General features: G+C 32.4%; 25 protein-coding genes. 3 read left to right on the forward strand and 22 right to left on the reverse strand.

Annotated elements, in window-relative coordinates; genetic code table 11:
- Positions 1–31: 31 nt before the first annotated feature.
- From P177_RS08105 to P177_RS08120, 4 genes are all read right to left on the reverse strand, one after another.
- Positions 32–415, reverse strand: coding sequence for a DUF3037 domain-containing protein (locus P177_RS08105; RefSeq protein ID WP_036153768.1), 384 nt, complete (start codon positions 413–415; stop codon positions 32–34).
- Complete coding sequence (locus P177_RS08110; RefSeq protein ID WP_036153771.1) at positions 405–1,184, reverse strand: HipA family kinase; 780 nt, start codon at positions 1,182–1,184, stop codon at positions 405–407. Before P177_RS08110 ends, P177_RS08105 begins: the two co-directional genes overlap by 11 nt.
- Before the next feature lie 44 nt (positions 1,185–1,228).
- Positions 1,229–1,498: a hypothetical protein gene (locus tag P177_RS08115; protein WP_036153772.1), complete on the reverse strand. Its 270-nt coding sequence runs from the start codon at positions 1,496–1,498 to the stop codon at positions 1,229–1,231.
- Positions 1,499–1,596: 98 nt separating this feature from the next.
- On the reverse strand, positions 1,597–2,265 hold the full coding sequence (locus tag P177_RS08120) for a hypothetical protein (RefSeq protein WP_036153774.1): 669 nt from the start codon (positions 2,263–2,265) through the stop codon (positions 1,597–1,599).
- 507 nt (positions 2,266–2,772) lie between these two features.
- On the opposite strand from P177_RS08120, the gene P177_RS20205 reads away from it, so the two are divergent.
- Entirely contained in the window at positions 2,773–3,033 is a 261-nt protein-coding gene (locus P177_RS20205) for a hypothetical protein (protein ID WP_036153776.1), read from the forward strand.
- A gap of 107 nt (positions 3,034–3,140) precedes the next feature.
- Here P177_RS20205 and P177_RS08130 read toward each other — a convergent pair whose 3' ends face one another.
- The 15 genes from P177_RS08130 to P177_RS08200 form a co-directional block, all read right to left on the reverse strand.
- A complete protein-coding gene (locus tag P177_RS08130) occupies positions 3,141–3,965 on the reverse strand; it encodes a hypothetical protein (RefSeq protein ID WP_157486494.1) in 825 nt (274 codons plus the stop codon).
- A gap of 143 nt (positions 3,966–4,108) precedes the next feature.
- Positions 4,109–4,879 (reverse strand): arylamine N-acetyltransferase family protein, encoded by a 771-nt coding sequence (locus tag P177_RS08135; RefSeq protein ID WP_036153782.1) that lies wholly within the window; start codon positions 4,877–4,879, stop codon positions 4,109–4,111.
- A gap of 77 nt (positions 4,880–4,956) precedes the next feature.
- On the reverse strand, positions 4,957–5,571 hold the full coding sequence (locus P177_RS08140) for a hypothetical protein (protein WP_036153784.1): 615 nt from the start codon (positions 5,569–5,571) through the stop codon (positions 4,957–4,959).
- A gap of 400 nt (positions 5,572–5,971) precedes the next feature.
- Entirely contained in the window at positions 5,972–6,730 is a 759-nt protein-coding gene (locus P177_RS08145) for a hypothetical protein (RefSeq protein ID WP_051941760.1), read from the reverse strand.
- Between the two features lie 19 nt (positions 6,731–6,749).
- Complete coding sequence (locus tag P177_RS08150; protein WP_036153786.1) at positions 6,750–7,577, reverse strand: hypothetical protein; 828 nt, start codon at positions 7,575–7,577, stop codon at positions 6,750–6,752.
- Between the two features lie 118 nt (positions 7,578–7,695).
- Positions 7,696–8,562 carry a hypothetical protein gene (locus P177_RS08155; protein ID WP_036153789.1) on the reverse strand — a complete coding sequence of 289 codons (867 nt, stop codon included), beginning with the start codon at positions 8,560–8,562 and terminating at the stop codon, positions 7,696–7,698.
- Positions 8,563–8,586: 24 nt separating this feature from the next.
- Entirely contained in the window at positions 8,587–10,872 is a 2,286-nt protein-coding gene (locus tag P177_RS08160) for an aminotransferase class III-fold pyridoxal phosphate-dependent enzyme (protein ID WP_036153791.1), read from the reverse strand.
- A gap of 126 nt (positions 10,873–10,998) precedes the next feature.
- Positions 10,999–11,427, reverse strand: a complete 429-nt coding sequence (locus tag P177_RS08165; protein WP_051941761.1) for a hypothetical protein — start codon at positions 11,425–11,427, stop codon at positions 10,999–11,001.
- A gap of 64 nt (positions 11,428–11,491) precedes the next feature.
- A complete protein-coding gene (locus P177_RS08170; RefSeq protein WP_157486495.1) occupies positions 11,492–12,238 on the reverse strand; it encodes a DUF6882 domain-containing protein in 747 nt (248 codons plus the stop codon).
- A 161-nt stretch (positions 12,239–12,399) separates the two neighbouring features.
- Positions 12,400–12,858 carry a hypothetical protein gene (locus tag P177_RS08175; RefSeq protein WP_036153793.1) on the reverse strand — a complete coding sequence of 153 codons (459 nt, stop codon included), beginning with the start codon at positions 12,856–12,858 and terminating at the stop codon, positions 12,400–12,402.
- A 16-nt stretch (positions 12,859–12,874) separates the two neighbouring features.
- Positions 12,875–13,675, reverse strand: coding sequence for an SGNH/GDSL hydrolase family protein (locus tag P177_RS08180; protein ID WP_036153794.1), 801 nt, complete (start codon positions 13,673–13,675; stop codon positions 12,875–12,877).
- A 132-nt stretch (positions 13,676–13,807) separates the two neighbouring features.
- Positions 13,808–14,935, reverse strand: a complete 1,128-nt coding sequence (locus P177_RS08185; protein ID WP_036153797.1) for a DmpA family aminopeptidase — start codon at positions 14,933–14,935, stop codon at positions 13,808–13,810.
- A gap of 39 nt (positions 14,936–14,974) precedes the next feature.
- A complete protein-coding gene (locus tag P177_RS08190; RefSeq protein WP_036153800.1) occupies positions 14,975–16,216 on the reverse strand; it encodes a S41 family peptidase in 1,242 nt (413 codons plus the stop codon).
- Between the two features lie 315 nt (positions 16,217–16,531).
- The gene (locus P177_RS08195) at positions 16,532–17,611 is read right to left on the reverse strand and encodes a hypothetical protein (RefSeq protein ID WP_036153802.1); all 1,080 of its coding nucleotides are present in this window, start codon (positions 17,609–17,611) and stop codon (positions 16,532–16,534) included.
- Between the two features lie 562 nt (positions 17,612–18,173).
- Positions 18,174–18,764 (reverse strand): SUKH-4 family immunity protein, encoded by a 591-nt coding sequence (locus tag P177_RS08200; protein ID WP_036153804.1) that lies wholly within the window; start codon positions 18,762–18,764, stop codon positions 18,174–18,176.
- Between the two features lie 515 nt (positions 18,765–19,279).
- On the opposite strand from P177_RS08200, the gene P177_RS20475 reads away from it, so the two are divergent.
- Positions 19,280–19,411 carry a hypothetical protein gene (locus P177_RS20475; RefSeq protein WP_262493311.1) on the forward strand — a complete coding sequence of 44 codons (132 nt, stop codon included), beginning with the start codon at positions 19,280–19,282 and terminating at the stop codon, positions 19,409–19,411.
- A gap of 146 nt (positions 19,412–19,557) precedes the next feature.
- Here P177_RS20475 and P177_RS08205 read toward each other — a convergent pair whose 3' ends face one another.
- Positions 19,558–20,778 (reverse strand): hypothetical protein, encoded by a 1,221-nt coding sequence (locus P177_RS08205; protein ID WP_157486496.1) that lies wholly within the window; start codon positions 20,776–20,778, stop codon positions 19,558–19,560.
- Between the two features lie 536 nt (positions 20,779–21,314).
- Between P177_RS08205 and P177_RS20045 the strand changes: the two genes are divergently transcribed.
- Positions 21,315–21,452: a hypothetical protein gene (locus P177_RS20045; protein WP_157486497.1), complete on the forward strand. Its 138-nt coding sequence runs from the start codon at positions 21,315–21,317 to the stop codon at positions 21,450–21,452.
- Between the two features lie 140 nt (positions 21,453–21,592).
- Here the strand turns inward: P177_RS20045 and P177_RS08210 are convergent, their stop codons facing one another.
- Together P177_RS08210 and P177_RS08215 are read right to left on the reverse strand one after the other, a co-directional pair.
- On the reverse strand, positions 21,593–22,249 hold the full coding sequence (locus P177_RS08210) for a hypothetical protein (RefSeq protein ID WP_036153808.1): 657 nt from the start codon (positions 22,247–22,249) through the stop codon (positions 21,593–21,595).
- A gap of 215 nt (positions 22,250–22,464) precedes the next feature.
- Positions 22,465–23,088 (reverse strand): HmuY family protein, encoded by a 624-nt coding sequence (locus P177_RS08215; protein ID WP_036153810.1) that lies wholly within the window; start codon positions 23,086–23,088, stop codon positions 22,465–22,467.
- Positions 23,089–23,106: the final 18 nt, after the last annotated feature.

Raw genomic sequence — 23,106 nt, forward strand, 5'->3', positions numbered from 1 at the left:
TAACGTCCTTTTTTTGTATGCTATAGAAATTTTATAGCACATACTTATTGTAAATGTCTTCCAACTCTTTTTTAGGATCTGTACTTAATCCGGATCGGGTAGTGGAGCTTTGTATAACCGTGCTTCTACAAGCTGTTAGCCACCCAAAACGGTCAGATAAGTCTAACTTACCTATTGGTCCGCCAGCATCTTTACCTTCACAAATGAATTTCCAAGCTTTTAGATATTCGTTTAAGATTTCGTATTCTATTTCTGGAGAAAATGCTTTTAACTTTTCTTCATCGATTTGATACTTGATATCTAAAAATTTTGTCCGTTTACAGAATAAAATCACACCTACATTAAAAAACTCTTCTCGTTCAACTTTCGGTACAATTCTAACTATCGCAAATTTAAATGTGTGTCTATCTTGCATCTTCCGCTTCTTTTACTAAAACATCGATCATAGATAGCTTAGTGGTTATAAATTTGATATAGGCTGCTCTTTTCTCCTCTGCGTTTAATATATCAGATTCGCTCGTTAACCAATCTTCTGGTATGTTTGAAACAATTTCGGTTACTTTCTCTAGAGTAATGTTTTTTTGAATTTCTGTGGCAGCTTTTGGTAGGGCAGTAGCTTGTTGTAAAAGTACATGGTCTTTTATAAACGGAAATGTTCTTGTTAGGTGACTCTCCCAAGTCTCCCAATTATGATGAAAATAAAAGCTTGCCCCATTATCGATAACCCATAATTCATTATGCCAATATAACAGATTAGCGTTTTTTGCGGTTCGGTCAATATTACTGATTAAACTATCTAAAACCACAACTTTAGATGCTGTCATGGCATCTGCAGTAGAAATTAAAGGATCGAAAGTAATGGCGCCAGATAGAAAGTGTAGACCAAGATTTAGTCCAACACTAAACTTCAATAAATCTTGAATTTCTTCGTCAGGTTCAGTCTGTCTAAAAGAATCTTCTAAGTTCATAAAGACCAGCTCAGGTACTTTTAAACCGATTGCACGTGCCAATTCGCCACCAATGAATTCAGAGATAAGTGATTTTTTACCTTGCCCAGAACCTCTAAACTTCAGTACATACAAAAAATCATCATCAGCTTTTACAATAGCTGGCATAGAGCCGCCTTCTCGTAAGGGCTGTAAATATTGAACAACATCTACTGTTCTAATATCAAGTGTATTCATATTGCGAAGATATAGTTTGTAGTCGTATCTATACTCTTGCTTAACTAAATAACGTCTATTACTTTTTCTAAAATATAGTGGGTTATGCCAACAATAACAGCAATTATAGAAATAATTAAAAATCTTAGAAGTGTTGCTTTGCTATTGCCTTGGAGTTTATTGTTTAAATAAAAAACATCTAGTAGAATGAATACTAGTGCGATAATACAGCCAACGATTGCACCAACTTGTACCAAAGCCCATTCATATACCATGCTTGCGAACGAGAATTTGCCATCGTTAGATTCTGGTGGTGTACCTAAAACTATGCGCATGTGTAGTAACCCTAAAAGTATAGCTATAATAAACCAGCCAAGGTAATTTAGTACTCGTTTTATCATATATGGTTAACGCTATTTGACTCGCTTTGTTATTACTCTACTTCATTTTTAAGTGGAGAAATCATTATATGTGCTCTGTGTGTACCAGGATTCATAATCCAAGGGTGATTTGGTGCAGACGGAGTTTCTGGTAAGCCAATTGAAGCCGATGTTGCAAAAGGGGTGTATATCACATAACGAAGTTTTGCACCATCTACTTTAGATGTTTCTACATCGTAAGCAGTATTTGGACCGTAGTAAATGTGTAATGCAGAACCTGGAGTAATTTTAATTTTACCAGATTTTACTTCTGCCTCTCTAATTGCAAAAATTTCATCCGCAGTTTTGCCTTCGGCACGTAATGCTCTACCTCTTGCCATAAATGAGTCTAAATCTTTATGATAGCAAGCTGCGTTAAAACCATCTTTCTTTGGGTCATCTGCAAGTACAATATATTCGCTATCACCTTCTTTTAATGTTACAAACTCACCAGCCATATTATACCCTATCACTTTACTGTTGGCTCTGCTTTCTGCTGGTGCGGCCATTAATGCTGTAGCTATCAAATCTTCATCAGAAGTTATTGACTTTAGTTCTTTGTCTTCTTTAGAAGTCACTTCTGTAGTGGTTTCTGTGTTCGAGCTTTCTGTTTTAGATTTATCCGAAGAATTACAAGAAATTAATAGTGCAGCGAAAAGAAATGTAGAGAGTAGATGTTTCATAGTTTGTGTTATGTTTTAGATTTCATTAGCTGTAAATGGGTCAAAAAATCCTATCAAAAAGTGATGGATAATAGTGACCAAAATTGCCAACAACATTATCGTAAAAATAGATTTTAGGTAATTTTTCATTTTGGTAAATTATGATTGGTGTTGTACTAAAAGTACTGAAATTTAAATCAAGTATAGGTACCTTTCTTAGTTATTACTTATGAACTATGCTTAATATATTTTCTTTTGGTACATATTAATTGATATCTAAAATCATCATAGAACAAACTTGCCAATAGAAATAAGGGTATAAGCGATAAAACATTTAGTTGTAGGTAGAGGAAACCACCAAAATTCATCTAATAAATGCCAAAACATACTATGTAAAGATGGAGTTTAATGGTAGATTTTAATTTTAGTGGAATGTTCTTAAAGCGTATATGATAAATATAGAAATCTACTACATCAGAGGGTATTGAAAATTTTTATAATTTTTAAACTAAATATTGGAGAATTTCTATGATTGAAGATAGAAATAATAAACCAAGTGAAATTGTAATTATCGAATTGATGATAAGTCCAATTATTTTCTTGGTTGTATTGGGCTCTCTAATACCCATAATAGAATACCCTAAACCGATAACCGCAGTAAAAGCACTGGATAAAATTAAAATACCTAATAACATTGATTTTAGGTCAGACCCTTGTTGGGTGTCTAATATCAAACTTGTTATGATGACGAGCATAATTATTACTACCGCTACCATTGCAAATTTATAGGCTGTATTGGATTTTGGATTTTTTAATGTCATCTGCTATTAAAAGATAAACCAAGTTATGTAATAAAATTTTGGATTACATAACTTGGTACTTTAGAGCCTATAATGTTATCTTGATCTGTGTTCTGGTAATAACGTGTATGTAAAGATATTATCATTTTGATAATCTAAATAAAGCTCTTCATTTCCATTACCATTTTCATAAGTAAAAACAGCTCTGCTAATTCTACGATAATCTTCATCATTTTGACTATAAGAAATGACTTCTATGAGATTGCCATTTTCATAGGTGTATTCAATTTTACGTTGCCCTCTTTGATAGTACATTATTTTTTTATTATCAGTATACTCAAACTTAAGCGACTCTACTGATTGAGCAATATTATCTAGTTTGTCTCCATCATAAGTATAGATATATGGTGGGTTTGTAACATCTTTCAGTTTTAGTTTTTTCTTTTTAGTTGCATCGGCATGGAAAGCTTTGGTTATTTTATCACCTTCGTAATTATAGAACCATTTACTTATTTGTGGTTTTTTAGCTCCATGATATTTGATGTTTTTTAACGTAGCTATTTTACCATTTTCATCATAAGTAAGTTCAAGATTAACACTGTAATAGTATTGCTTCATAGAAACTGGACGGTTGTTTTCAAGGTCCATTTCAAACCTAATTTTATTTTCAGGATTTGTAGCTTCGATATGATTGTCGCTGTATTTAAAGTCTAAAGTAAAGCGGTAATCAATTCTACCATCATTTTCTATGGTATTGATTTTTTTTAATTTATCACCATCATAGGTAAGTGTTGATGTACCTTCAAGTGTTTGTTCTTGTGTACTGTGGTTATACCTGTAGCTTTTAATTTCAGATACACGCTGTTGTGCACTCATTTGCAAACAAATAGTAAAAAATAATAGGGAGAATGTTTTTTTCATGATTTAATTGGTTTGTCGTTTATTAAATTTGATATTGTAAACAGTTCATTTAACTGTCTTTTAAAACAACGTAATTGCCTTGTAATTATTTGGTAAAACAACACTATAGTCAACAGTGATACAGTTTGCTTGTTGTTAGGGCTTCAGGGCTTTGGTTGGTGAAAGAAGTTTTCAATATTAAAATATTCTTTTAATTTTTCTTCAAATTCACTTTCATTAAAATTTATAACCTGTTCATTTTCATCATTGGTGACTTTTAATTGTGAATTGTTTAGGGTTATTCTTCCATTTTTTGTGGCTATTGAAATTAGTTTTTTCTTGGTGAAATGAGATCTTTCATTGGTTTGATGATAGCTGCACATTGCTGTAAAATCTGATAGTTGACGTGCTTTATTTTTAAAAATGTATTGTGGTATAATATTAGTATTCTTTATTTCATTTACACGAAAGTAACCTGCGCTGTAAGTGTCAAATTTGAAATCACCATAACTATCATAAACGGTTTCGTTGAAATTGATTTTTAAAGGATGCAATGTAAATTTTCCAAAGCCTACATCTACTAAGTATTGTTCATCTCCGAGAGTTACTATAATTGCTAGATGGTCAAATTCAGGACTAAATTCCCCAGTATTTGTATGAACTCGTGCAGATATTATTTTAGCGTTGAAACCTAACTCTTTTAATAGACTATGAAAGAGTCCGTTTAGTTCATAACAAAATCCGCCACGATTATTGATTACAATTTTCTCAAACATCTCTTTAAAAGAGAGACGTATTGGCCTCTTGTAATGAATATCTAGATTTTCAAAAGGAATGTTTAAAAGATGTTTTTCTTGTAGTTTAAAAAGAACTTCTTTGTTTATAGTTATAGTTTCATGAAAATCAATTCTATTTAAATAGCGTTGTATATTCATTGAATTGCAATTATGGATTTAAGTAATTTTAAGTGACTGATTATGATTTAACAATCAAATAAATATAGGTATACGGCTTAGTATAATTGAACAATAGTTCTTATTTCTTTGGTGTCTTTTTTTATAAATAGGTATATGAAACCATCGTCATGAAATACATTAGAGTTTTTAATTGCATACTGTCCTAAAAAATATAGGGGTTTATTATCCTCAATTAACCATTGAGGATTTTGAATCCATTTTGGTGCTTTACTTTCAAATTGGAAAAGACGTAATATTATTTTTTTAATTTCTTTTTTTTGTGAAGATTTACTTAGGGTTTTGTACTCTGGTTTGTATATGTGATTTTCAAAAAATAAAGTATCAATATCTAAATATTTTGGTTGTGAACTAATTATTAAATCATAAAATTCATCGTATGCAGTAGTTGCTATAAATTCAATATTAATGACATTCAAAATTTTTGAACAGATATCATGGGCATTTAATCTTGCTCCTGCATTATTATAATTTTGGTCAATTAAATAATAATAAGGAGAACTTAAACCTTCTAAATTCATATTATCACTAACTAAGTTTTCATTAGAAAGGAATTCTATTAATTCTATATTTGAAATCAATTCTTGTTCAAATTCTTGACTGGATAAACTTCCTTCTACAAAGCTCTTAAGTATCTTTTGACTTTTTTGCATATTGTAATAAATGGGTGGTTTGCTGTTCTAGGGATAGTAATTAGTGGTACGTATAAATATAGCAGTTTCTTTAAAAAATTATAAGAAATAATGACAAAAAGGTTGTAGGAATGGTACAGTTGTAAAGTTAAATGACTTCTTATTATTTCTAGTATTATTACAGAGAATGGTAATGTAAAATTTATGTATTATAGGCAGACTTCCATTTAACGAATGCTGTTAAAACTGTGGACGGAATCTACAACAAAACGCCGCAAATAGGTTGAACATGAATAAGACAACCTTCACCACCGCACGGATTATTATCTTTAGCTAATTGAACAGTTGAAAATGCAATGTCTATAATAGCTATGATAAATAGTAGTTAATTGATAATTCTATTTTTCAAAATCTATCGCTATTAAGAATAGTGATTAATGCAGAGGGCTCTCTTGTTAGTTTTGTCAAACAAAAGATATGTGTCATTACCGTCGGTAAAAAATTCATGGCCAATAGTATATCCAATTTTTTCATATTTGTCTATGGTAATTGACTTAGGAAATAAAAACTCCTGATTTATTTCTATATCAGTGAATCCAGTAGAATTGTCATCTTTAATCTCATAAACAACAGGACTAATTTCATCTGGTTTTCCCCACCCATCTATAATATGACGAAAGGTTCCAAAATTGCCCGTTTGTTTATAATTTAGTTTGTTTACGGAAAACTGATAGAAGGTTTCAAGAAAGTACTCTTTATCTAAGTCCCCAAAATTTAGATCAAAATTTTCTTTAATGGTTTTAATATATATTTGGGTTTTTACTTTTTTAGATAAATAAGCAGCTCCATTTTTTTGAAAATCATCCTCTAAAATTTTAATTATTTCTTTAGCTTCTTTGTGTCCTATGTAAACATTTAAATTGCCATTAAAAGAATATTTACCATTTTTTAGTTCAAAACAAGTAAAACCAGTTTGGTTGTTTTCGTTTTTAATATTCTCATTTGTCCAAATACCATTACTTGATACAAAATATAAAGGTTGATCTGGACTTGTTTCAATATTGGTAATCTTGCAAAGCGGATAAAAAATTCCTTTTAATTGATCACTTTCAAATACTTCATTAAAGTCTGGATATAATTCTATGTTCAAATTTTCAAGATGACCTTTATGGTTTATCATATAATAGTTTTTAATAATGCTAGCTATTGCTCATTTCTTTAAGTAGAAATTTGTGTTTTCTCTTGTTTACCCGCTTAATATTTTCAAGAATTTTGTCTTGATTTTCAACGGGTAATTGTTTTAGTTTTTTAATAAATGTAGGGTAAACTTTGGTTTTAGCGTAAAACCAAAGTGGATTGGTAATATTATCTACTTGTCTCCAGTTTTTACCATGATTAAGGCTTAATACTTCAAGCAAGAAATCTAAATCTTCTAGCCAATTTTTTTTACCTTTTTTCCAGAACAAATCATTAAAAGAAAACTCGCCTTCATTTTTTCTAACTTCTTTAAGTCTAATTTTCCAACTTTCGTCCCAATATTCAGGTATAGCGTCTTCCTTACTTTTGGATACCGGTTTACCTAGATTAGCTAATATACTTTCCCATTTTTCATCTTCTATACTCCATGTTTTTAAAACAGATAATGATTTACGTTTTTCACTGGCAGACCAATGTTTTGCTTCTTTTATAAAAGCACTTGATAGTTCTGCATTAGTAGAAATAGGCATGTAGAATCTAAAAACTTGATCTTGTTTACCCATTCTTGTATGAAATGCCGGAAGTCTTTTTGCAAGTACCTGTACTACTGTTTTAGGCGGGAAAGTCCACATCGCATTATATAAGCTTTCGTATAGACCAAAGTCATCTTTTAGCCGTACGGTATCAATTAATAAGTTGAGATAGCATGAGTCTTCGGTACCTGTTAATGAATACATTAGGTCACTGAATTTTTTACAATCATCACTTGTTTTTAAGTCCCAAACTTTTTTGAGCTCATTGCTCCAATTTTCAAAATTTGTCGTATTCATTAATTATTTTTTTAAAACTTTAAAAGTGCCGGTTGAAATTAAAACTCATCTAAAATTTGGTCTATTAAATAAACTAAATACTTCTTTCTTTGTTGTGAGGTGTACTAATCAATCTTAACTAGTTGCCTAGATTCAAAAAATATGTAGGTATACCGTCTTTGTTATGATCATGGAATAACAAGCCTTCAATAAAGCAATTGTATTGATTTTGTATTTTTGTAGCACATTTATTATGAATCGCTAAAAGTAGATCCGCTTCAGTCCAAGCTTCTGTGTTTTTGAGTGTCATTTTTCCGGTTCTAGTTTTGTTTTCCTTAATATATTGATATGAGATAATTAACACAGGTACCGCTATTGTTTTATTATTTGATTCCCACTTTTTTCCTATTTGTAAATGGTAATCATGCACTGTAGCGATAAACTCTTCTTTATTTTTAAATGTATTACCAGAAAAATTCCAATATACATTGGTTAGCAGAGGTGGGTTTTCTAGTTCCTTTTTTTCTTGTGCTTTTCTTTGTAGTAAATAACCTGTATACCAGTTAGACTTATCATTCCAGCCATCAAATTTATATTTTGAACATTCTTTATGCGATATTAAATGATGCCATATATTACTTATTTCTACCAAATTAGCACCTAAGGCTTCATATCTATAAATTGATTCATTGCTTGAAAAAGTTAACCTTAATCTGAAACTAATTGGGTTTGCTATACTATACTTCGTTATCCGGAAATGGAAGGGGTTACTTATTTTAGGTTCATTGGTTAAGGCGTGAGAAAGCGTTAAATCTTCTTCTTTAGCTTCAAGAAAAGCTGGGTCAATAGAGGATAATGCAATAGAACTTATATCATCAGAAATAAGTAAGTTCATTCTACTGAAGAAATCTTGTTTTGAGGGTAATTCACTGATTTTGTAGTTTTCAAGATAGAATAACTTTTCTTTGGTTTTATTAGATGTAATCCAGCTTAGAAAACTTTTCATTTGAATAAGTTTGTATAGTAGAGTTTATGCTCCAATACTATAATATTTTTCTAGAATTTCATTAACGGTCATAACCACATTTTCCGCATCTTTTTTACTGAAACATAACGGAGGCTTCGTTTTAATAACATTATTAAATGGACCGTCTGTGCTTACCAAAATGTGTTTATTTCTTAATTCGTTTTTAATATGGCTGGCTAATGTAGTATTTGGTGTTTTGGTATTATCCTTAACGATTTCAAAACCGATAAATAAACCAGAGCCTCTAACATTGCCAATACAGCTATATTTTTGCATTAAATCTTTTAAAAGAGCCATATAATAATCTCCAACAATTTTTGCTTTCTCCTGTAGTTTTTCTTCTGCTATAACATCTAGAACTGCACTTGCAATAACGCAAGAAACAGGGTTGCCACCAAACGAGCTGAAAAACTCAACACCTTTTTCAAATGATTTTGCAATTTCTTCTGTGCAGACCACCGCACCCATAGGGTGACCATTGGCTATGGGTTTACCCAAAATGACTATATCTGGTATGACACCATGTGCTTCATATCCCCAGAAATGGTCTCCTAGTCTACCAAAACCTGTTTGTACTTCATCACTTATACAAACGCCTCCTTGTGCTCTTATGGCCGGGTATACTTCTTTTAAATAGCCATCAGCTAATGGTACTTGCCCTGCACAACCTAAAATGGGTTCACTTATGAAAGCGGAAATTGGGTGTTTACTTTGATTTATTTGAGCAACGGCATCTTTACCGTATAATGTTCCGGCATTTGGGTCATTAGCATTGTATTTACCCCTATATGTGTCTGGTAGTGTCGCTTTAATGATATGGCTTTTTTGACCTTGACCTTTTGAGTTATTGAATTTGTAGTCGCTAATGTCTATAGCTAATTGGGTGTTGCCGTGGTAACCAGATTCCATCACCATCATAGTATTACTTCTAGTATGGTTATTTGCCAAGCGTATGGCTAGATCACTTGCTGCACTACCTGAATTTACAAAAAAAACTTTATTTAATTGTGAAGGAAAATGTTCTAGAAGTTTTTCGGCATAATCCGCTAGTTCATCATAAATATAGCGCGTGTTTGTATTTAGTTTCGCTAGTTGATGTTGGGCAGCTTCTACCACTTTTGGGTGAGAATGACCAACATGCGGTATGTTGTTATAGGCATCTAAAAATGTATTTCCTTCTGCATCATACATATATTGAAATGCAGATTTAACCATTTGTATAGGCTCTTTGTAGCTGGTAGATAAAATAGGACTTATATGTTTAAACCTTCTTTTTAAAAGACTCGGTATTGTGTCAAATTTTTTAATAGGGAAATTAGCTGCTTTTCTAAATTCATTTTCAGCGTGTATAGGATTTATAGCTAACCAATGGTATAACATTTTCCAGGCAGATTGCTCACTAACGTATGCGTAGACATTATCTGGATTCACCTTTTTTGCGTGTGCAGAGTTACAAACACTGGTGCATAACCTGGCTGCTATTAGGTAGTAAAGTATACTTATTTCTTTAGCTTCAAGAGGAAGTTTTTGATGGTAAGCCTTTAATAATAGTACCGCCCATTCTAAAGGATTTTCTTTGTCATAACAGGTATAGGTAATGGCGATAGCTAGCTCATTAATAAGAAAAGAATGTGCAAGATCCCCGAAATCTATTATACCAGTAACTTTGTTATGTTGCACTAGAACATTCCATTCGTTGGCATCATTATGTATGATTTGCTTTCTTAATTCAGGAAAAAGCGGTTTTACATTTTCTTCAAATTGATTAAAAAAGTAACGTACGATATTTCTATCCGTCGCATTTGTAATTTCATTGATGTGTTTTCTGTTTAAATGGAAATATTGGAGGTCCCATTCCCATTGTCTGCTCTGTATCGTATAATTTTTAAAACCTTTTAGTTTCAAATCTAATTTTGCTAGAAAGGCACCAAGAGATTCAGCTATTTGCTTGTTTAATAGTACATCACCTAAAAAATCGCCTTCCAAAAAAGAAAGCATTCGGCATATGGTTGGTTTCTCGTTGTTTGAGAAAGTTTTTACGTATGTGCCACCTTTAAACGGAATCGGTTTTGGGATTTCTTTTTCAAAATCATTTTGAAGGAATAATAGTGTATCATTCTCTGCTTTAACCATATCAAAAGTAACTTCTGAGTATTGATAGGTTTTGTAAATGTAAGTGCAGTTGGTCGTAGTAATGCGGTAATTTAGATTGTCATAACCAGCTAACTGTTTGTAATCAATAATTGTTAAGTCAAATTCTTTCTCTAAAAAACTATTCACATCGGTCATATTATTAGAATATATGCAACTAGATTATTATATAAACTACATAAAAATATGTAAAACTTTTATTTAAGCCTTTAAGCTATTTTAATTTATAAAATGACTATTTACTAGATGTAAGTTAAGTTGAACTCATTCTAAAAAATGTTGGGCAACATTACTAATCTCTTTGTCAAGCTGATTATTCTCATAAATAGATCTCATAATATTGGTGAGCTGCAAAGCTCTTTTTTCATCGCTACCATTTATGACACGATTCAATAACCATAAGGAGTGTACAGATGGTTTGCGTGTTACAGATGCTTCTAATAGGTTTTCATATTCTCTTTTATGTTCCATGTAGAAACTTTCAATGAAGTGAGTTAGGGGACCGGGAGAACCAAATTCTACTAGCGGGTTTGTTTCCATTAATTCAAGAACATCTGTAATAATTTCAAGACCTATATTATGTTCTTCTAATTGATCAACAACATCATACTGCAATTCTACAAAATCATCTTCGTCAAAATCTACATTATTGTTTTCAAGAAAATGCGCTATAGGTTTTAGGTGTTCATTCATGGTGGTGGCTATATTTTATCAACTCTCACAGTATTTTATAAAGTTGTATTATTTAGAATACAAATTACAGTTTCCCATTTAAAGATTTCATTCTCTTCAATTCATCAAATTCAGCAGTTAGCACCTTGCCATTTTTCATACCTTCAATTTTGTTATCCGTAATGTTTAGTTCAAAATCTCTGTCAATTAAGTAGTTCTTGAATGTGTTCATGTGGTTTAAATCTACTGCACTTATTAATTGAGGAAAATTAGTCAGAACCTTTTCTATTCTGCTTTTGTCTATTTCAGGTATTTTGTTATCGTTTATGGTAACTACCAGAGTACCTTGTCCGTAATTGGCGCAGTAATAACTTTTACATTTAAAAAGTCCACAGGCCATCATTCCTATTTTATGTTCAAAACCTTCTTCCACATTAAAATGACCATCAGTTAGTTCTTTAATGTTCTTTGTTTGTCCAATTTCTTTAATTTGGTTTGATTGAACCAATAGGTTTTCTGGCATACCACTTTTTGCGTTTGCCCATCCCCACATCCAAGAACTATCATTAAAAGAAAGAGAGCCTATTATTTGAATAGGAAAGTCTAGGTCGCCAAAAATGATATTTCCTTTTCCCATATCAAGCTCCCATGCGTTTGAACCGATTACATCTCCAAAAACTAATTGTTTTTCAAAAGAAAGTCCCGCATGTTGTTCAATTAATTCTTCAAGACTGGTATAGTCTGTTTTATCAATTGCTTTAAATTTAGCGGAATCGATTTCAGATTTTTCTTTTGGTTTATCTCCTCCGAAGAGATTTTTAAATATGCCCATATTTTGTAGAATATTGTTTTAATTGAAATTTTGTGTTGGAATAAATTCAAATTAGTATTTATGAATTATCATCAGGAAAATTAAATATTACTCATTTAGTATCCTATTAAGAATAGTACAAAAGCAATATTTAGGTGAATTATTAATGTGGTTATATGTAATTAATAAATTTCAACGTTTGTAATCATCCCATTTTTGACATCGATGCCTATGGCATCTAAGTTTTCGTTATCTATTGGTTCTAATGTCAATTCAAAATCAGTATTTTTTTTATTTGCTGCATAGATGGCAGCTAGGTAAAGATCTTTTTTCCAATTAGAGAATGGTTCAACTTTGTCAATTCCTTTTTTATTGATTTTTTCTTCAATATTAGGTAAATGTTCGCTGTGCCAATTCTCAGCCAGTTGACACACAAAATCTGTGTGATTGCTAAAAGGGGCAGCGTTGTTGCCTTCTAAGTAAAAAAGTGTTTCCATGCTATTAGGACTAACTAATAAACTACCACGCCAAGTATAGGTTTTAGTTTGGTTGTCGCCTTTAATTCTATCACTTTTTAAAGTACCTAATACAGGGTGATCAAAAGTTTTCTTTTTTCCAAAAAGTAAGTCCGATATACTCATTAAATAATGTTTAAATCTAAATTGATGATAGGTTATAGTCTAGGTTATTTTTAATTTCTTCTGATTGCGTTATAAAGTTTGAAACATCTTTTGCCCAAATATGATATGTTCGTTTTGACGGATGAACCCCGTCAACGAAAAATTCAGAGGGTTCTATTTTTAGATTGAATCTTTTAATATAATCTTCGCTAGAAGGCTTTAGTGCATAGTAATACACTTGATCAAAATCTTTTACAATGCCCTTTAATTCCTCACCTAGCATATCAACCAGATTGCCAATTGTAAATTTTATGATCGTTGTAAAAGCCGGGAATTCTTTTATGGGTGGCATATTTGTAAAAACAATGGGTACATTGTTAAATTTAACTCTAATACTTTTAATTAGCTCTCTAACGTCTCTGTTCCATTTTTTGGGAGAGTTCAGTTCAAAAGCATCATTACCACCAAGACCAATAACAATTAGGTCAACAGACTCTTCTGTAATATGCCCTATGATTTTATTATTTACTTTTTTTGCCGTGTATCCGCTTTTAGCATATACTTTCCAATCTACATTGGTATGTAAAGCGGCAGCCAATTCCTTGGCAAGGAAACCTGTAAATCCTTCTTTATGGGTTTTAACACCTACACCCGCAATAGTGCTTTCACCAATAGTAAGTAAGCGAAGTGTTTTGTTAGAAGAAACTAATGCAACCCCTTTAATACCTTCTGCTTCTGGCAAACGCGGTACAGTTTGCTTGATCTTTTTACCTTGAAAATACATGAAGGGTAATAGCGGAATTGTTATGATAGACCCTAATGTATATTTTAAGTTCATTTTAGATTTGTTGAATTGGAAATCAAATACTGTTATATAAGTTGGTGGTGTTATTTGTTTGAAGGTAGGGTAATTAACTGGAAAATAAGGGGAGTGAAGTTAGTTTATAGCTTTCTAATATTCTAATCCAAACTAATCACTCTTTCCTAACCTATTATACTTTTTTAGTATTTCAAGAACTTTGTCTATGGGTAATGATTTTATTTCATGACCATCTCTACCCGTCATGCTTTTTGCAGCCAATAAGGAATTTAAAATAGCTTCTTCCGTAGCTTCAATTACCCCTAAGAATAATGGGGATATGGCGCCATTGCGTAATTCTTTTTTCTCATTGACTAAAGAAGAACTATGATACGGAATTAGATTCTCTTTTGCCGTTGAAACCGCTATCACATAGTCTCCACTGCCATTAGAAGCAATTCCTCCTGTTTTTGCCAATCCCATAATGGCTCTTTTTGCCAGCCTTTCAAGGTTTCTTGCGCTAAGCGGGGCATCTGTCATAACTACGATCATACAAGAGCCGTCCACATCATAGGTGAAATTTCTAGAATAATTATCTAGTTCTTTGGCAATGGGTACACCGTTCAGTTCAAAGACACCGCCAAAATTTGTCTGTACCAAAACACCTACCGTATAGCCGCCAAAAGATTCCGGGATAACACGAGAAGAAGTACCTATACCTCCTTTATACTGAAAACAGATGGTACCTGTGCCAGCACCAACATTACCTTCAAGAACCGTACCTGTTTTAGCATTCTTTATAGCACTTAATACATGTTCTTCTTTAACATGTCTTCCTCTAATATCATTAAGATGACCGTCATTGGTTTCCCCAACGATCGAGTTGACCGAATGTACATTCTTATTCTCTTCATTTTCTAGAGTGTATGTAATTAAGGCATCTGAAGCTACCGGTACGCTTAAGGTATTGGTCAAGATTATAGGTGTTTCAATATTACCTAGTTCTTTGACTTGAGTATAGCCTGCCAATTTTCCAAAGCCATTTCCTAAATATATAGCGGCAGGGGATTTTAGTTGAAACAGATTTCCAGAGTGGGGGAGTATAGCTGTGACTCCCGTTCTAATACTATTGCCTAGAATTAAAGTAGTATGGCCAACGCTTACATCATCAACGTCAGTAATTGCATTATTGATGCCTGTTTTTAAAACGCCAACCTCTATACCATAATCTCTTAGTCGCTTGTTTTGGGAATACGTGTTTAATGTAATAAAAACAATAAGCAGTAGCATTCTATTCATAGTAGGCGTTATAAGAATTAATCTAGACTAGGGGATTTATTATTTTTCTTGAATATAGTTTTGAACTTGTGTTAACCAGCTTTCTTCAAGGGTTAATGTTACATCTGGTTCAATTCCGGTAGATTCTAACTCCATATAATTAGCATGCTTTTTAGATGTTAAAACTGCTAAGTAATCTTCACAGGGTAACGTGTAGTTAGCACCCACTAATTCATAGGATGCTGTACCATTTGTTCTATTTCCAAGAATTGTACAATTATCAAAACCACTTAGCTTAAAGGCAAACTGTTCCGCATTACTAGCGGTTCTGTGATTAACTAATACATAAAGCTGATTTTGTTTTGTATATTTTTTAAAAATTTTATAAAGCCCGTTTGAATTTCGGTCTCCACCACCTCCGTTATCTCGTAGGTCTAATACTAAGTTGTTCTTTGTCAAAGTACCTTCTAATGACTGGTAAAAATTATCTGCCTTAGTAAGTGTTGGATTCCATGAGTTAAAGCTACCTACTTTTAAATAGGTTGTTTCATTTGATAATTCATCTCTTAGATAGGTAGAATCTGGGTGTATGGAAACAGAATAATTATTTGCTAATGGGTCTTTTTGAAATTGCGTAGTAAGAAAAACACCATTTTTTATCTTTTCTGTATAAGCGATCATTCTCTTACTGGTCAAACTACCACCAACTCCTAATAAATAATTACTACCGTAGGGCACTAAGGTGTAAATTACTTCTCCAACCTCCCAAACATCATTTTGAGACTCTAAAATTATTGCTCTGAAAGAATCACTTTTCGGAATTTTATATACCCCAAGAGTCATATAATCTTTTCTGTAATAAATACCTTCAACCGAATTAAAAGGTTCCTTTTTTAATGATGTTTTAAGGCTGTCTAAATCTATTTTAGGTCTAGGGTAAAGTGTGTAAAGTTTACTTGTTTTAAATATTTCAATTGCAGCTGTATTTTCTTTAGACTCTTTGTCTAAACCTTTATCTATACCGTATAGATTGCAATGCCTATCGTTTAGGGATAGCATTAATTTATTCAATTGAAGAAAACACTCATATCCAGAATTTAAATTGGCAATGCTTTTTTTAGTTTTCATAAATGCTGTTTGGTAAACTGTTTCATTTACTTTATATGAAGGTGTTTTTTCAATTTTTTCATTTAAAAATTCTAAATCCTTTTTACAGCTGCAATCATCGGACTGAGCACTTAAAATAGAAATTGATATTATAAAAAATAGAAAGTTGATAGTAGCATTATTAAATTTTAGCATATGTTTTATTAAATATTTGATAGGGTGAAGCTGGTACGTTTGTTTATGAACTTGAAGATAAGATAATTAATAGAACAAAAAGGAGTAGGGGATAGAGTTTTAGAAAGGTGAGCCAGGTATTTTCATTTTTAGATTATAATCAGAATACACATTCATTTTTCCTGTGGCTCAAATACCATTTTTTAGAATTTCTTCTCTTGTCATTTCTATCAAATTATTGAGTAAAAGGAATATCATTTCAATCAGTAAGAAATTCAAAATCCTTTTATTAATGTTCTTGGCAAAGCAATTGATTATAATGGATTTATATTCTAACTATTTGTAAAAACACCTGCCATTTCTATCCACATAGCCATATTTTTTTTCTCCATTAGCATCATCTTTTTCAAATTTTGCCAAGTTGAACTCAAAAGGATCTAGTTTTAAAAATGTTGTAGGTGTTGTATTGTAATACCCCATAAGATTATCTCTCATAACTTTTATGGGGTCGCTTTCTAGATCAATGCTGTCAAAATATTCTATTCCGTATTTTTCACTCCAAACCCCAGTATAAGAATCAAAATTTAAAAATATAATTTCTTCTTGTTGAGAATTTTCATCATAAGCCAACTCACGTTTTTTGTTTAAAAAGTAGGTGTCTTTAATTTTTTCCTTATTTAAAGAATCAATAACTATATAGTTTTCAGAACTATAGTTTGTAAAGCCAATTGCTTTTTTAATAATATAAAATTTATCTTTTTCTTCTATCTTAAGATTATATGTTGTAACATTTCCACATTCTTCTTGATGTATTATTTTTGAATCTGGTGCTTTTTTAAGTTTATTTAAATTTGGGTCATAGTATTTAATTTCAGTGTTTTTGGTGAGAACCTGAAAGCCATTGGTTATTTGTGAAATATATGCAATATCTTCTAAGAGAATTTTTTCGTTTTCATCACTTACGTTTAACCTATTGTTTGATGTTTCGTAAACCTTATATTTTTTTCCTTGAATAAAAAGATTCCATGAATGTTTATTTGGTAATGAGGAATCATATTTATTAATGATTTTTGAGCTTATTTTTCTAGGTAGTTGAATACTGTTCATAGAACCTTTTGAGTATAATTCTTCTTCACTCCAAAACAGTTCGTTAATATTTGAAATCATATCAATAGAAGATGAACCAATTGGCTTATTTTCTAGTTCATCATATACATGAATTCTACCACCGGCATCGCTGAATTTCTCAAATGGAGCGATAAAATTGAAATATTTATCTCTAGATGCGTAGACGCTATATTGACCATCTGGACTATAAAGCCTGTAATATTCTCCTTCAGTTATCGTACTAAATAAATAAGAAACGATAACTATACAGGTAAATATCGCAAATATGATTTTATGTTTAAATTTCATTCTTATAACTGATATTTAGGCTAGGCGTAGTAATTTGGTAATAGGTGATTAAGTTCTTCTTGGCTTGTAGCACGAATTTTTTGTTATGTAATTTTTTTCAACTTCTCGGACTTTAAAAACTAGTTTATGCTTTTAAATGCAACACTATTTGTACTAGTAGAGGTCTTCATTGTACCTATTGCACAAGTTAACGAAAAAACTGTATAAGATCAATAAATTCTCCACTTTGAGGTGTTGGCATGTAAGGTGGATGATTACACTTTTCTAAATCATTGGGCTGGAACAGGCCAACAAGGTAATGCACCTATCTGCGATCACCTACAATCTGAAAAAGTACCTGAAATTCAACCAAAAACTTGTGGAAAGTGGGGAAGGAACACCCGCTTTTGCAATACTTGTCAAAAATGCCTTTAATTACTGTTAGATCCTTCTTTAAAGCGTCCAAAACTAGCTTTGCCTTTCTGAGTGGTCAAAAAAAAGCCCGGTAAAGAGGCTTGTATAAATCCGTTTTTTGAGGGATTAATGACTTGTGCAACGGTTACTACTGTTAGGCACAGGCTTTTTACACCTCATTGCGACTATCTTCTCGCATTTCTAAATCCATTTCTATTTGCTCAGCCCAAAATCCATTATTTTCCATAATTTTTGAATCCGCTAAGTTTAAGTCCGATTTCAATTTTTCAAATAGTTCATCGGAAAAATTTGAATTCATAAATGCGTTTTCTCCGTTTTCTTTTTGAACTCTTTCAACAAAATTTCGATATGCAATTAAACAATCAGTCATTGAGCTAATGTCTGAGTTAAATAGTCTTGAGGAGAAATAGTCTTCGTGGTCAAGATGTTCTATTTGGTCATTCTTTTCAGTATTTATGACAATCGGGTCTCCGTCATTACAATCTCCGATAACTATGTACTTGTCAAATTTAGGTTCCAAAAAATCATAAACGTTAGTGAGTTTCTTAATTCCTTTATATATGTCATCTGAGTCCGTCACAAAACTAAGAAATGGTGCAGCGCTTCTTGGAAGTCCTGCTATTTTAAGAAATTCGATAGACGTTTCAGACAATCCAAGTCCATTTAACCTATTTGCGTTGATAGGATTAAGAATGTCTTCTTCGGAAGTCCATATGTCTTTAAATTCTTCGGGTTTCATTTTTTTTCAGCTTGTGCCTAACGTGATTGTATAAGATTAGTTGCGTGGTTTAAGCACCTAATTTAGCAAATACAAACCGAATAGAAAATCCGCAAGGATTTTCGTAAGTAGGCTTGCACTAGCAATTAATTTTATACGGTGTGTGTGCCCAGTATGGGTATCTTTACCTTATAGCAATATAAGGATTTATTTAGAGGGTGTAAGTCCCTTATGCGCTGGGGTAACGTCTGGAAGTATTAGTAAGTCGCAAGGGTGGTAACTGCGAGGTTACATCTGAAGAAAGCGAGACTACAAAACTCGGTACTGACCCTTCGGCTGTGCTCAGGATAAACTAAGCAGGAACCGTATACGGAGGCATATTTATTTGGGTAAGCAAGCACTCTTCGGCAGGCTCAGTGCATCGCATCATTGTAACGCACCAAGATTACAAAAGGGTAAGTATTTAGATACGGCAGGGATCGAGAGAAAGAAGATGTTCTTACCTACGGGAGGTCTCCAAAGTTACGTGTAGCTACATGGAGAAGTCAGCAGAGGGCATAGTACTTACGGGAAACGAGCTAGGGCAATACCCTAGAGGTCTCACGAACAAGAAAGGACCGAACGTAATTCTCTTCAAAATTCGCATAGGAGCACATGTTGTAGCCTAAGCCTAAATTAGAAGATAGTGCCAAGGGAGGAAAGAGCCTTGATTTTATGATTTACGAACCGCCGTATACGAGACTCGTACGTACGGTGGTGTGAGGGGTGCACTCCGTCATTTGATGGCGGAGCCATCCACTTGATTGTGCTTTCGTTATTTATCAAATGACACCCAATCCATTTTTAATAATCCCTCTTTATTAAAAAAAGTAAAATTAGTATTAATCTGTAGTTCATTGTACATAACTTCATTAACTCTCAATTTTACAGGTTTGTTTTTATTTATTTTATCTATAACAATATTATAATAATCATATTTTCCACCGGAGACGTATTTATTAATAATAACACTAGTCTCTTTTTTTGGCGTAGAAAAATCTAAAGCACAATTTAAAACTATAGCACCAGAAAAAGTATATCCAAAAATTAGAACATATATCATAGATAAACTCACATAGCTCAATACTTTATTAGACTTAAATTCTTTGGTTCTAATTAAGCATAATACAAAAATTATTGTCGAAGTAAGTAATGCTGTTTTCCATAAACCATTAAAATTGATAACATTATAGTCTATAAAATATATACCAAACAATATAAGTGTGGGTAATCCTATAGCCCCTAAAATATAAGCATTAACTGAAGAATTGTGAGTGGCGGGATCTGATTGTTTTTCAACTCTATGGTCATCTGATTTTCCTGAAAAGTCATCAAACTTTATAATCCCTTTAAAATAGAAAATTGCAATAAATGACAACAAAGGAATAATGAGAGCTGGTATTATTATAAATGGGCGTGTTAGTGAGAAAAAATAGAAAGGAAATATTATAATTGAAGCACCATTAAGTAAGATAGCTATATTTTTTGCTTTTTTTACTTGTTGCAGACGTTCAAATCTGTTCATTCCAATTTCTTTATTGTTTAGTACTTGTTCCCATTCTTTTTGAGCTACCACAGCATTTAAATCAATAAAATTTGTTTCTATCCAGTTTATTATTTCATTAATATCTTCATAATATAGGTCTATTTTAATGTCTTTATTGTTGGTTTTGAGTAGAATGTACCTCAATGATTTAGAGTAGGTGGATGTCCAATATTCTTTTTCAAAACCTACAATTTCATCAAGTCTAATTGTATTTTTTTTTAGAATATTTTTTTTTGTTAAATCTCTTTCGCTAATCGTTAAATAGGAGACTTTTTTATTCATGTAATAAAACAACATAATGCAAATGATAGTTGCTGTTATTAAATAAAACCCAATATTTAATTGAAAATAATTAGATGGTAAAAATATCTTTACTGAGCTTATTATTAAAACTAAGGCTATAATAAAAACAAGTAGAATGTAAGAGGATTTTTTTTTATAAGTTGTCATTTAATTTTTTATCTCAATCTTATTTTTAATGAAGCACAACGTTCTTGTGTATGGAAAGTTGCGTTGTTTGTGCTCGAGGATTTTCCAAAGGAAAATCAGATGTGTGCAAATACGCAACTCCATTTTGATTAGTACAAAATAGCAATTTTTTATACACATTGTGTGTACCCAGTATGAGCATCTTTACCTTATAGCAATATAAGGATTTATTTAGAGGGTGTAAGTCCCTTATGCGCTGGAGTAACTTCTGGAAGCATTAGTAAGTCGCAAGGGTGGTAACCGCGAGGTTACATCTGAAGAAAGTGAGACTACAAAACTCGGTACTGACCCTTTGGCTGTACTCGGGATAAACCAAGAAGGAACCGTATACGAAGGCATATTTATTTGGGTAAACAAGCACACTTCGGCGGGCTCAGTGCATCGCATCATTGTAACGCCCCTAGAGAACCAAAAGGATGATTATGTAGATACGGCAGTTATTGAGCGAAAGAAGATGTTCTTACCTGGGGGAGGTCTCCAAAGTTACGTGTAGCTATATGAAGAAGTCAGCAGAGGTCATAGTACTTACAGGAAACGAGTTAGGGCATTACCCTAGAGGTCTCATAAACAAGGAAGGACCGAACGTAATTCTCTTCAAAATTCGCATAGGAGCACATGTTGTAGCCTATGCCTAAATTAGAAGATAGTGCCAAAGCCTTGGTTTTATGGTTTACGAATCGCCGTATACGAGACCCGTACGTACGGTGGTGTGAGGGGTGCACTCTTCTTTAATTGAGAGAGCCGTCTACTCGATTGGTAAATCGTTTTTTTATTATTAATCCATATTAAATTCATTCGGTATTGGTGGTGGAGGAGGAGGAATACTTGAAATATCATAACCCACAAAAAGTATGTTATATTCAAAAAAATCGGAATCGTTTTTAGAATTTAATGCTGAAAATTGTTCTGCTATTTCTTTTAAAACATTTATGGTCGTTGAAATCGGATAATTGTCTTCTACATAGAAATGAATCAAAGCTGGCTTAACTTTGTTTTCATTATATTTAAAATTATGAGGTTTCTCTATAATATTATTCAGTTCTGTTTTCAAATAGTTTATAGGTTTTTTCTCCTTTTCTTTTCCATATCCAATTATTAATGAGTCGTTTCTAATTGTCAAATGATTTCTTCTGAAGTAACAACCAGTTTCTCCTGAAGTCGGACAATCTGAAAACCCAGTAATGTGATAGCGTGTTTCGTTCAACTCGAATTTTAAACCAGAAACTTTTCCTAGGCAAGTCAATTCTCCCATTTTTTCTCTTAAATCCAAGAAGTTTGTTGTTGAATCTAAATCAATAATTCCGATTTCATTCTCCGATTGAAACCTTATATAATCTTGTGAGAATAGGTCATTCAGTGGTTTTTTTTCTTCAAAATTTGAGCATGAACTTAAAATCAGAAAGAAAATTAATATATAGTTCAGGTTTTTCATCAAATGTTTGCACAACAATTGTATACAGTAACAAGTTACTTTATATCTATTTTAGATACAATGTAATCAATAACTTGGTAATACCAATGAATATAGTAACATGGCAGTATACTAATCGGTTAATATATGTTTGCTACCGTTTATTTTAAAAGTTCAAAAACAAAAAAGCCCGTCTTAACAGACGAGCTTTTATAAACAACTTAAATTAAAACAAACTATTCAAAAGAAGTTTCCCCTACGTTAGGGTTGTACACATAATTAAAAGTGTAGTAAGGTGTTGCATCGGTAAATGGATCCGGCACCGCTGGGGCATCTTCGTAGTAGCTAATAAATTCTACCTTAACATAATTACCTTCTGTAGTTTTAAAAACAAACACTTTACCAGGTATAGCGGTAACGGTAAAGCTTTCAGAATTATAATTGTACCAGCCATTATCGCTACCTGTTGGTATGGCAAATGATGTTTCTGAGTCTTGGTTGAAAGTAAGGTCAGCGGCAGAGGTTACACTGGTAAATGTTCCAGTTACTATTGCAGCGCTAACATCTCCGTTTCTTGTTGGTTCATCTGTTGTACCTGTTGCAACGCCACCGTTCACGGCAATTGTTGTTCCTCTAAAAGCAATGTCCCAGTCGGTATCGCTAGTAGTTGTTGCGCCTGTTTCAAAATCGAACTTGGCAAACTCGCCACCTACGGGTTGTCCTTGCCCACCTGTTTGTGGTGCATATAAATTGCTTACTGTTTCTGTTTGTACTGGATCTGTTGGTGTACTGTCATCATCATTGCTACAAGAGGCGAATGCCACTGCTAAAAATGCTACTGCTAAAATGTTCTTCGTCATGGTAATTGTAATTAAAAC

It is taken from the genome of Maribacter forsetii DSM 18668 (assembly GCF_000744105.1).
GTDB classification, from domain to species: Bacteria; Bacteroidota; Bacteroidia; order Flavobacteriales; family Flavobacteriaceae; genus Maribacter; species Maribacter forsetii.

Excerpts from the sequence above, each read along its gene's own strand:
- P177_RS08140 (WP_036153784.1), bottom strand. The coding sequence starts at position 5,571 with ATGCAAAAAAGTCAAAAGATACTTAAGAGCTTTGTAGAAGGAAGTTTA.
- P177_RS08210 (WP_036153808.1), bottom strand. The coding sequence starts at position 22,249 with ATGAAAAACCTGAACTATATATTAATTTTCTTTCTGATTTTAAGTTCA.
- P177_RS08155 (WP_036153789.1), bottom strand. The coding sequence starts at position 8,562 with ATGAAAAGTTTTCTAAGCTGGATTACATCTAATAAAACCAAAGAAAAG.
- P177_RS08190 (WP_036153800.1), bottom strand. The coding sequence starts at position 16,216 with ATGCTAAAATTTAATAATGCTACTATCAACTTTCTATTTTTTATAATA.
- P177_RS08175 (WP_036153793.1), bottom strand. The coding sequence starts at position 12,858 with ATGAGTATATCGGACTTACTTTTTGGAAAAAAGAAAACTTTTGATCAC.
- P177_RS20205 (WP_036153776.1), top strand. The coding sequence starts at position 2,773 with ATGATTGAAGATAGAAATAATAAACCAAGTGAAATTGTAATTATCGAA.
- P177_RS20475 (WP_262493311.1), top strand. The coding sequence starts at position 19,280 with ATGGAGAAGTCAGCAGAGGGCATAGTACTTACGGGAAACGAGCTAGGG.
- P177_RS08205 (WP_157486496.1), bottom strand. The coding sequence starts at position 20,778 with ATGACAACTTATAAAAAAAAATCCTCTTACATTCTACTTGTTTTTATT.
- P177_RS08180 (WP_036153794.1), bottom strand. The coding sequence starts at position 13,675 with ATGAACTTAAAATATACATTAGGGTCTATCATAACAATTCCGCTATTA.
- P177_RS20045 (WP_157486497.1), top strand. The coding sequence starts at position 21,315 with ATGAAGAAGTCAGCAGAGGTCATAGTACTTACAGGAAACGAGTTAGGG.
- P177_RS08145 (WP_051941760.1), bottom strand. The coding sequence starts at position 6,730 with ATGATAAACCATAAAGGTCATCTTGAAAATTTGAACATAGAATTATAT.
- P177_RS08215 (WP_036153810.1), bottom strand. The coding sequence starts at position 23,088 with ATGACGAAGAACATTTTAGCAGTAGCATTTTTAGCAGTGGCATTCGCC.
- P177_RS08165 (WP_051941761.1), bottom strand. The coding sequence starts at position 11,427 with ATGAATGAACACCTAAAACCTATAGCGCATTTTCTTGAAAACAATAAT.
- P177_RS08120 (WP_036153774.1), bottom strand. The coding sequence starts at position 2,265 with ATGAAACATCTACTCTCTACATTTCTTTTCGCTGCACTATTAATTTCT.
- P177_RS08185 (WP_036153797.1), bottom strand. The coding sequence starts at position 14,935 with ATGAATAGAATGCTACTGCTTATTGTTTTTATTACATTAAACACGTAT.
- P177_RS08170 (WP_157486495.1), bottom strand. The coding sequence starts at position 12,238 with ATGGGCATATTTAAAAATCTCTTCGGAGGAGATAAACCAAAAGAAAAA.
- P177_RS08150 (WP_036153786.1), bottom strand. The coding sequence starts at position 7,577 with ATGAATACGACAAATTTTGAAAATTGGAGCAATGAGCTCAAAAAAGTT.
- P177_RS08135 (WP_036153782.1), bottom strand. The coding sequence starts at position 4,879 with ATGAATATACAACGCTATTTAAATAGAATTGATTTTCATGAAACTATA.
- P177_RS08115 (WP_036153772.1), bottom strand. The coding sequence starts at position 1,498 with ATGCGCATAGTTTTAGGTACACCACCAGAATCTAACGATGGCAAATTC.
- P177_RS08200 (WP_036153804.1), bottom strand. The coding sequence starts at position 18,764 with ATGAAACCCGAAGAATTTAAAGACATATGGACTTCCGAAGAAGACATT.
- P177_RS08130 (WP_157486494.1), bottom strand. The coding sequence starts at position 3,965 with ATGAAAAAAACATTCTCCCTATTATTTTTTACTATTTGTTTGCAAATG.
- P177_RS08110 (WP_036153771.1), bottom strand. The coding sequence starts at position 1,184 with ATGAATACACTTGATATTAGAACAGTAGATGTTGTTCAATATTTACAG.
- P177_RS08160 (WP_036153791.1), bottom strand. The coding sequence starts at position 10,872 with ATGACCGATGTGAATAGTTTTTTAGAGAAAGAATTTGACTTAACAATT.
- P177_RS08105 (WP_036153768.1), bottom strand. The coding sequence starts at position 415 with ATGCAAGATAGACACACATTTAAATTTGCGATAGTTAGAATTGTACCG.
- P177_RS08195 (WP_036153802.1), bottom strand. The coding sequence starts at position 17,611 with ATGAAATTTAAACATAAAATCATATTTGCGATATTTACCTGTATAGTT.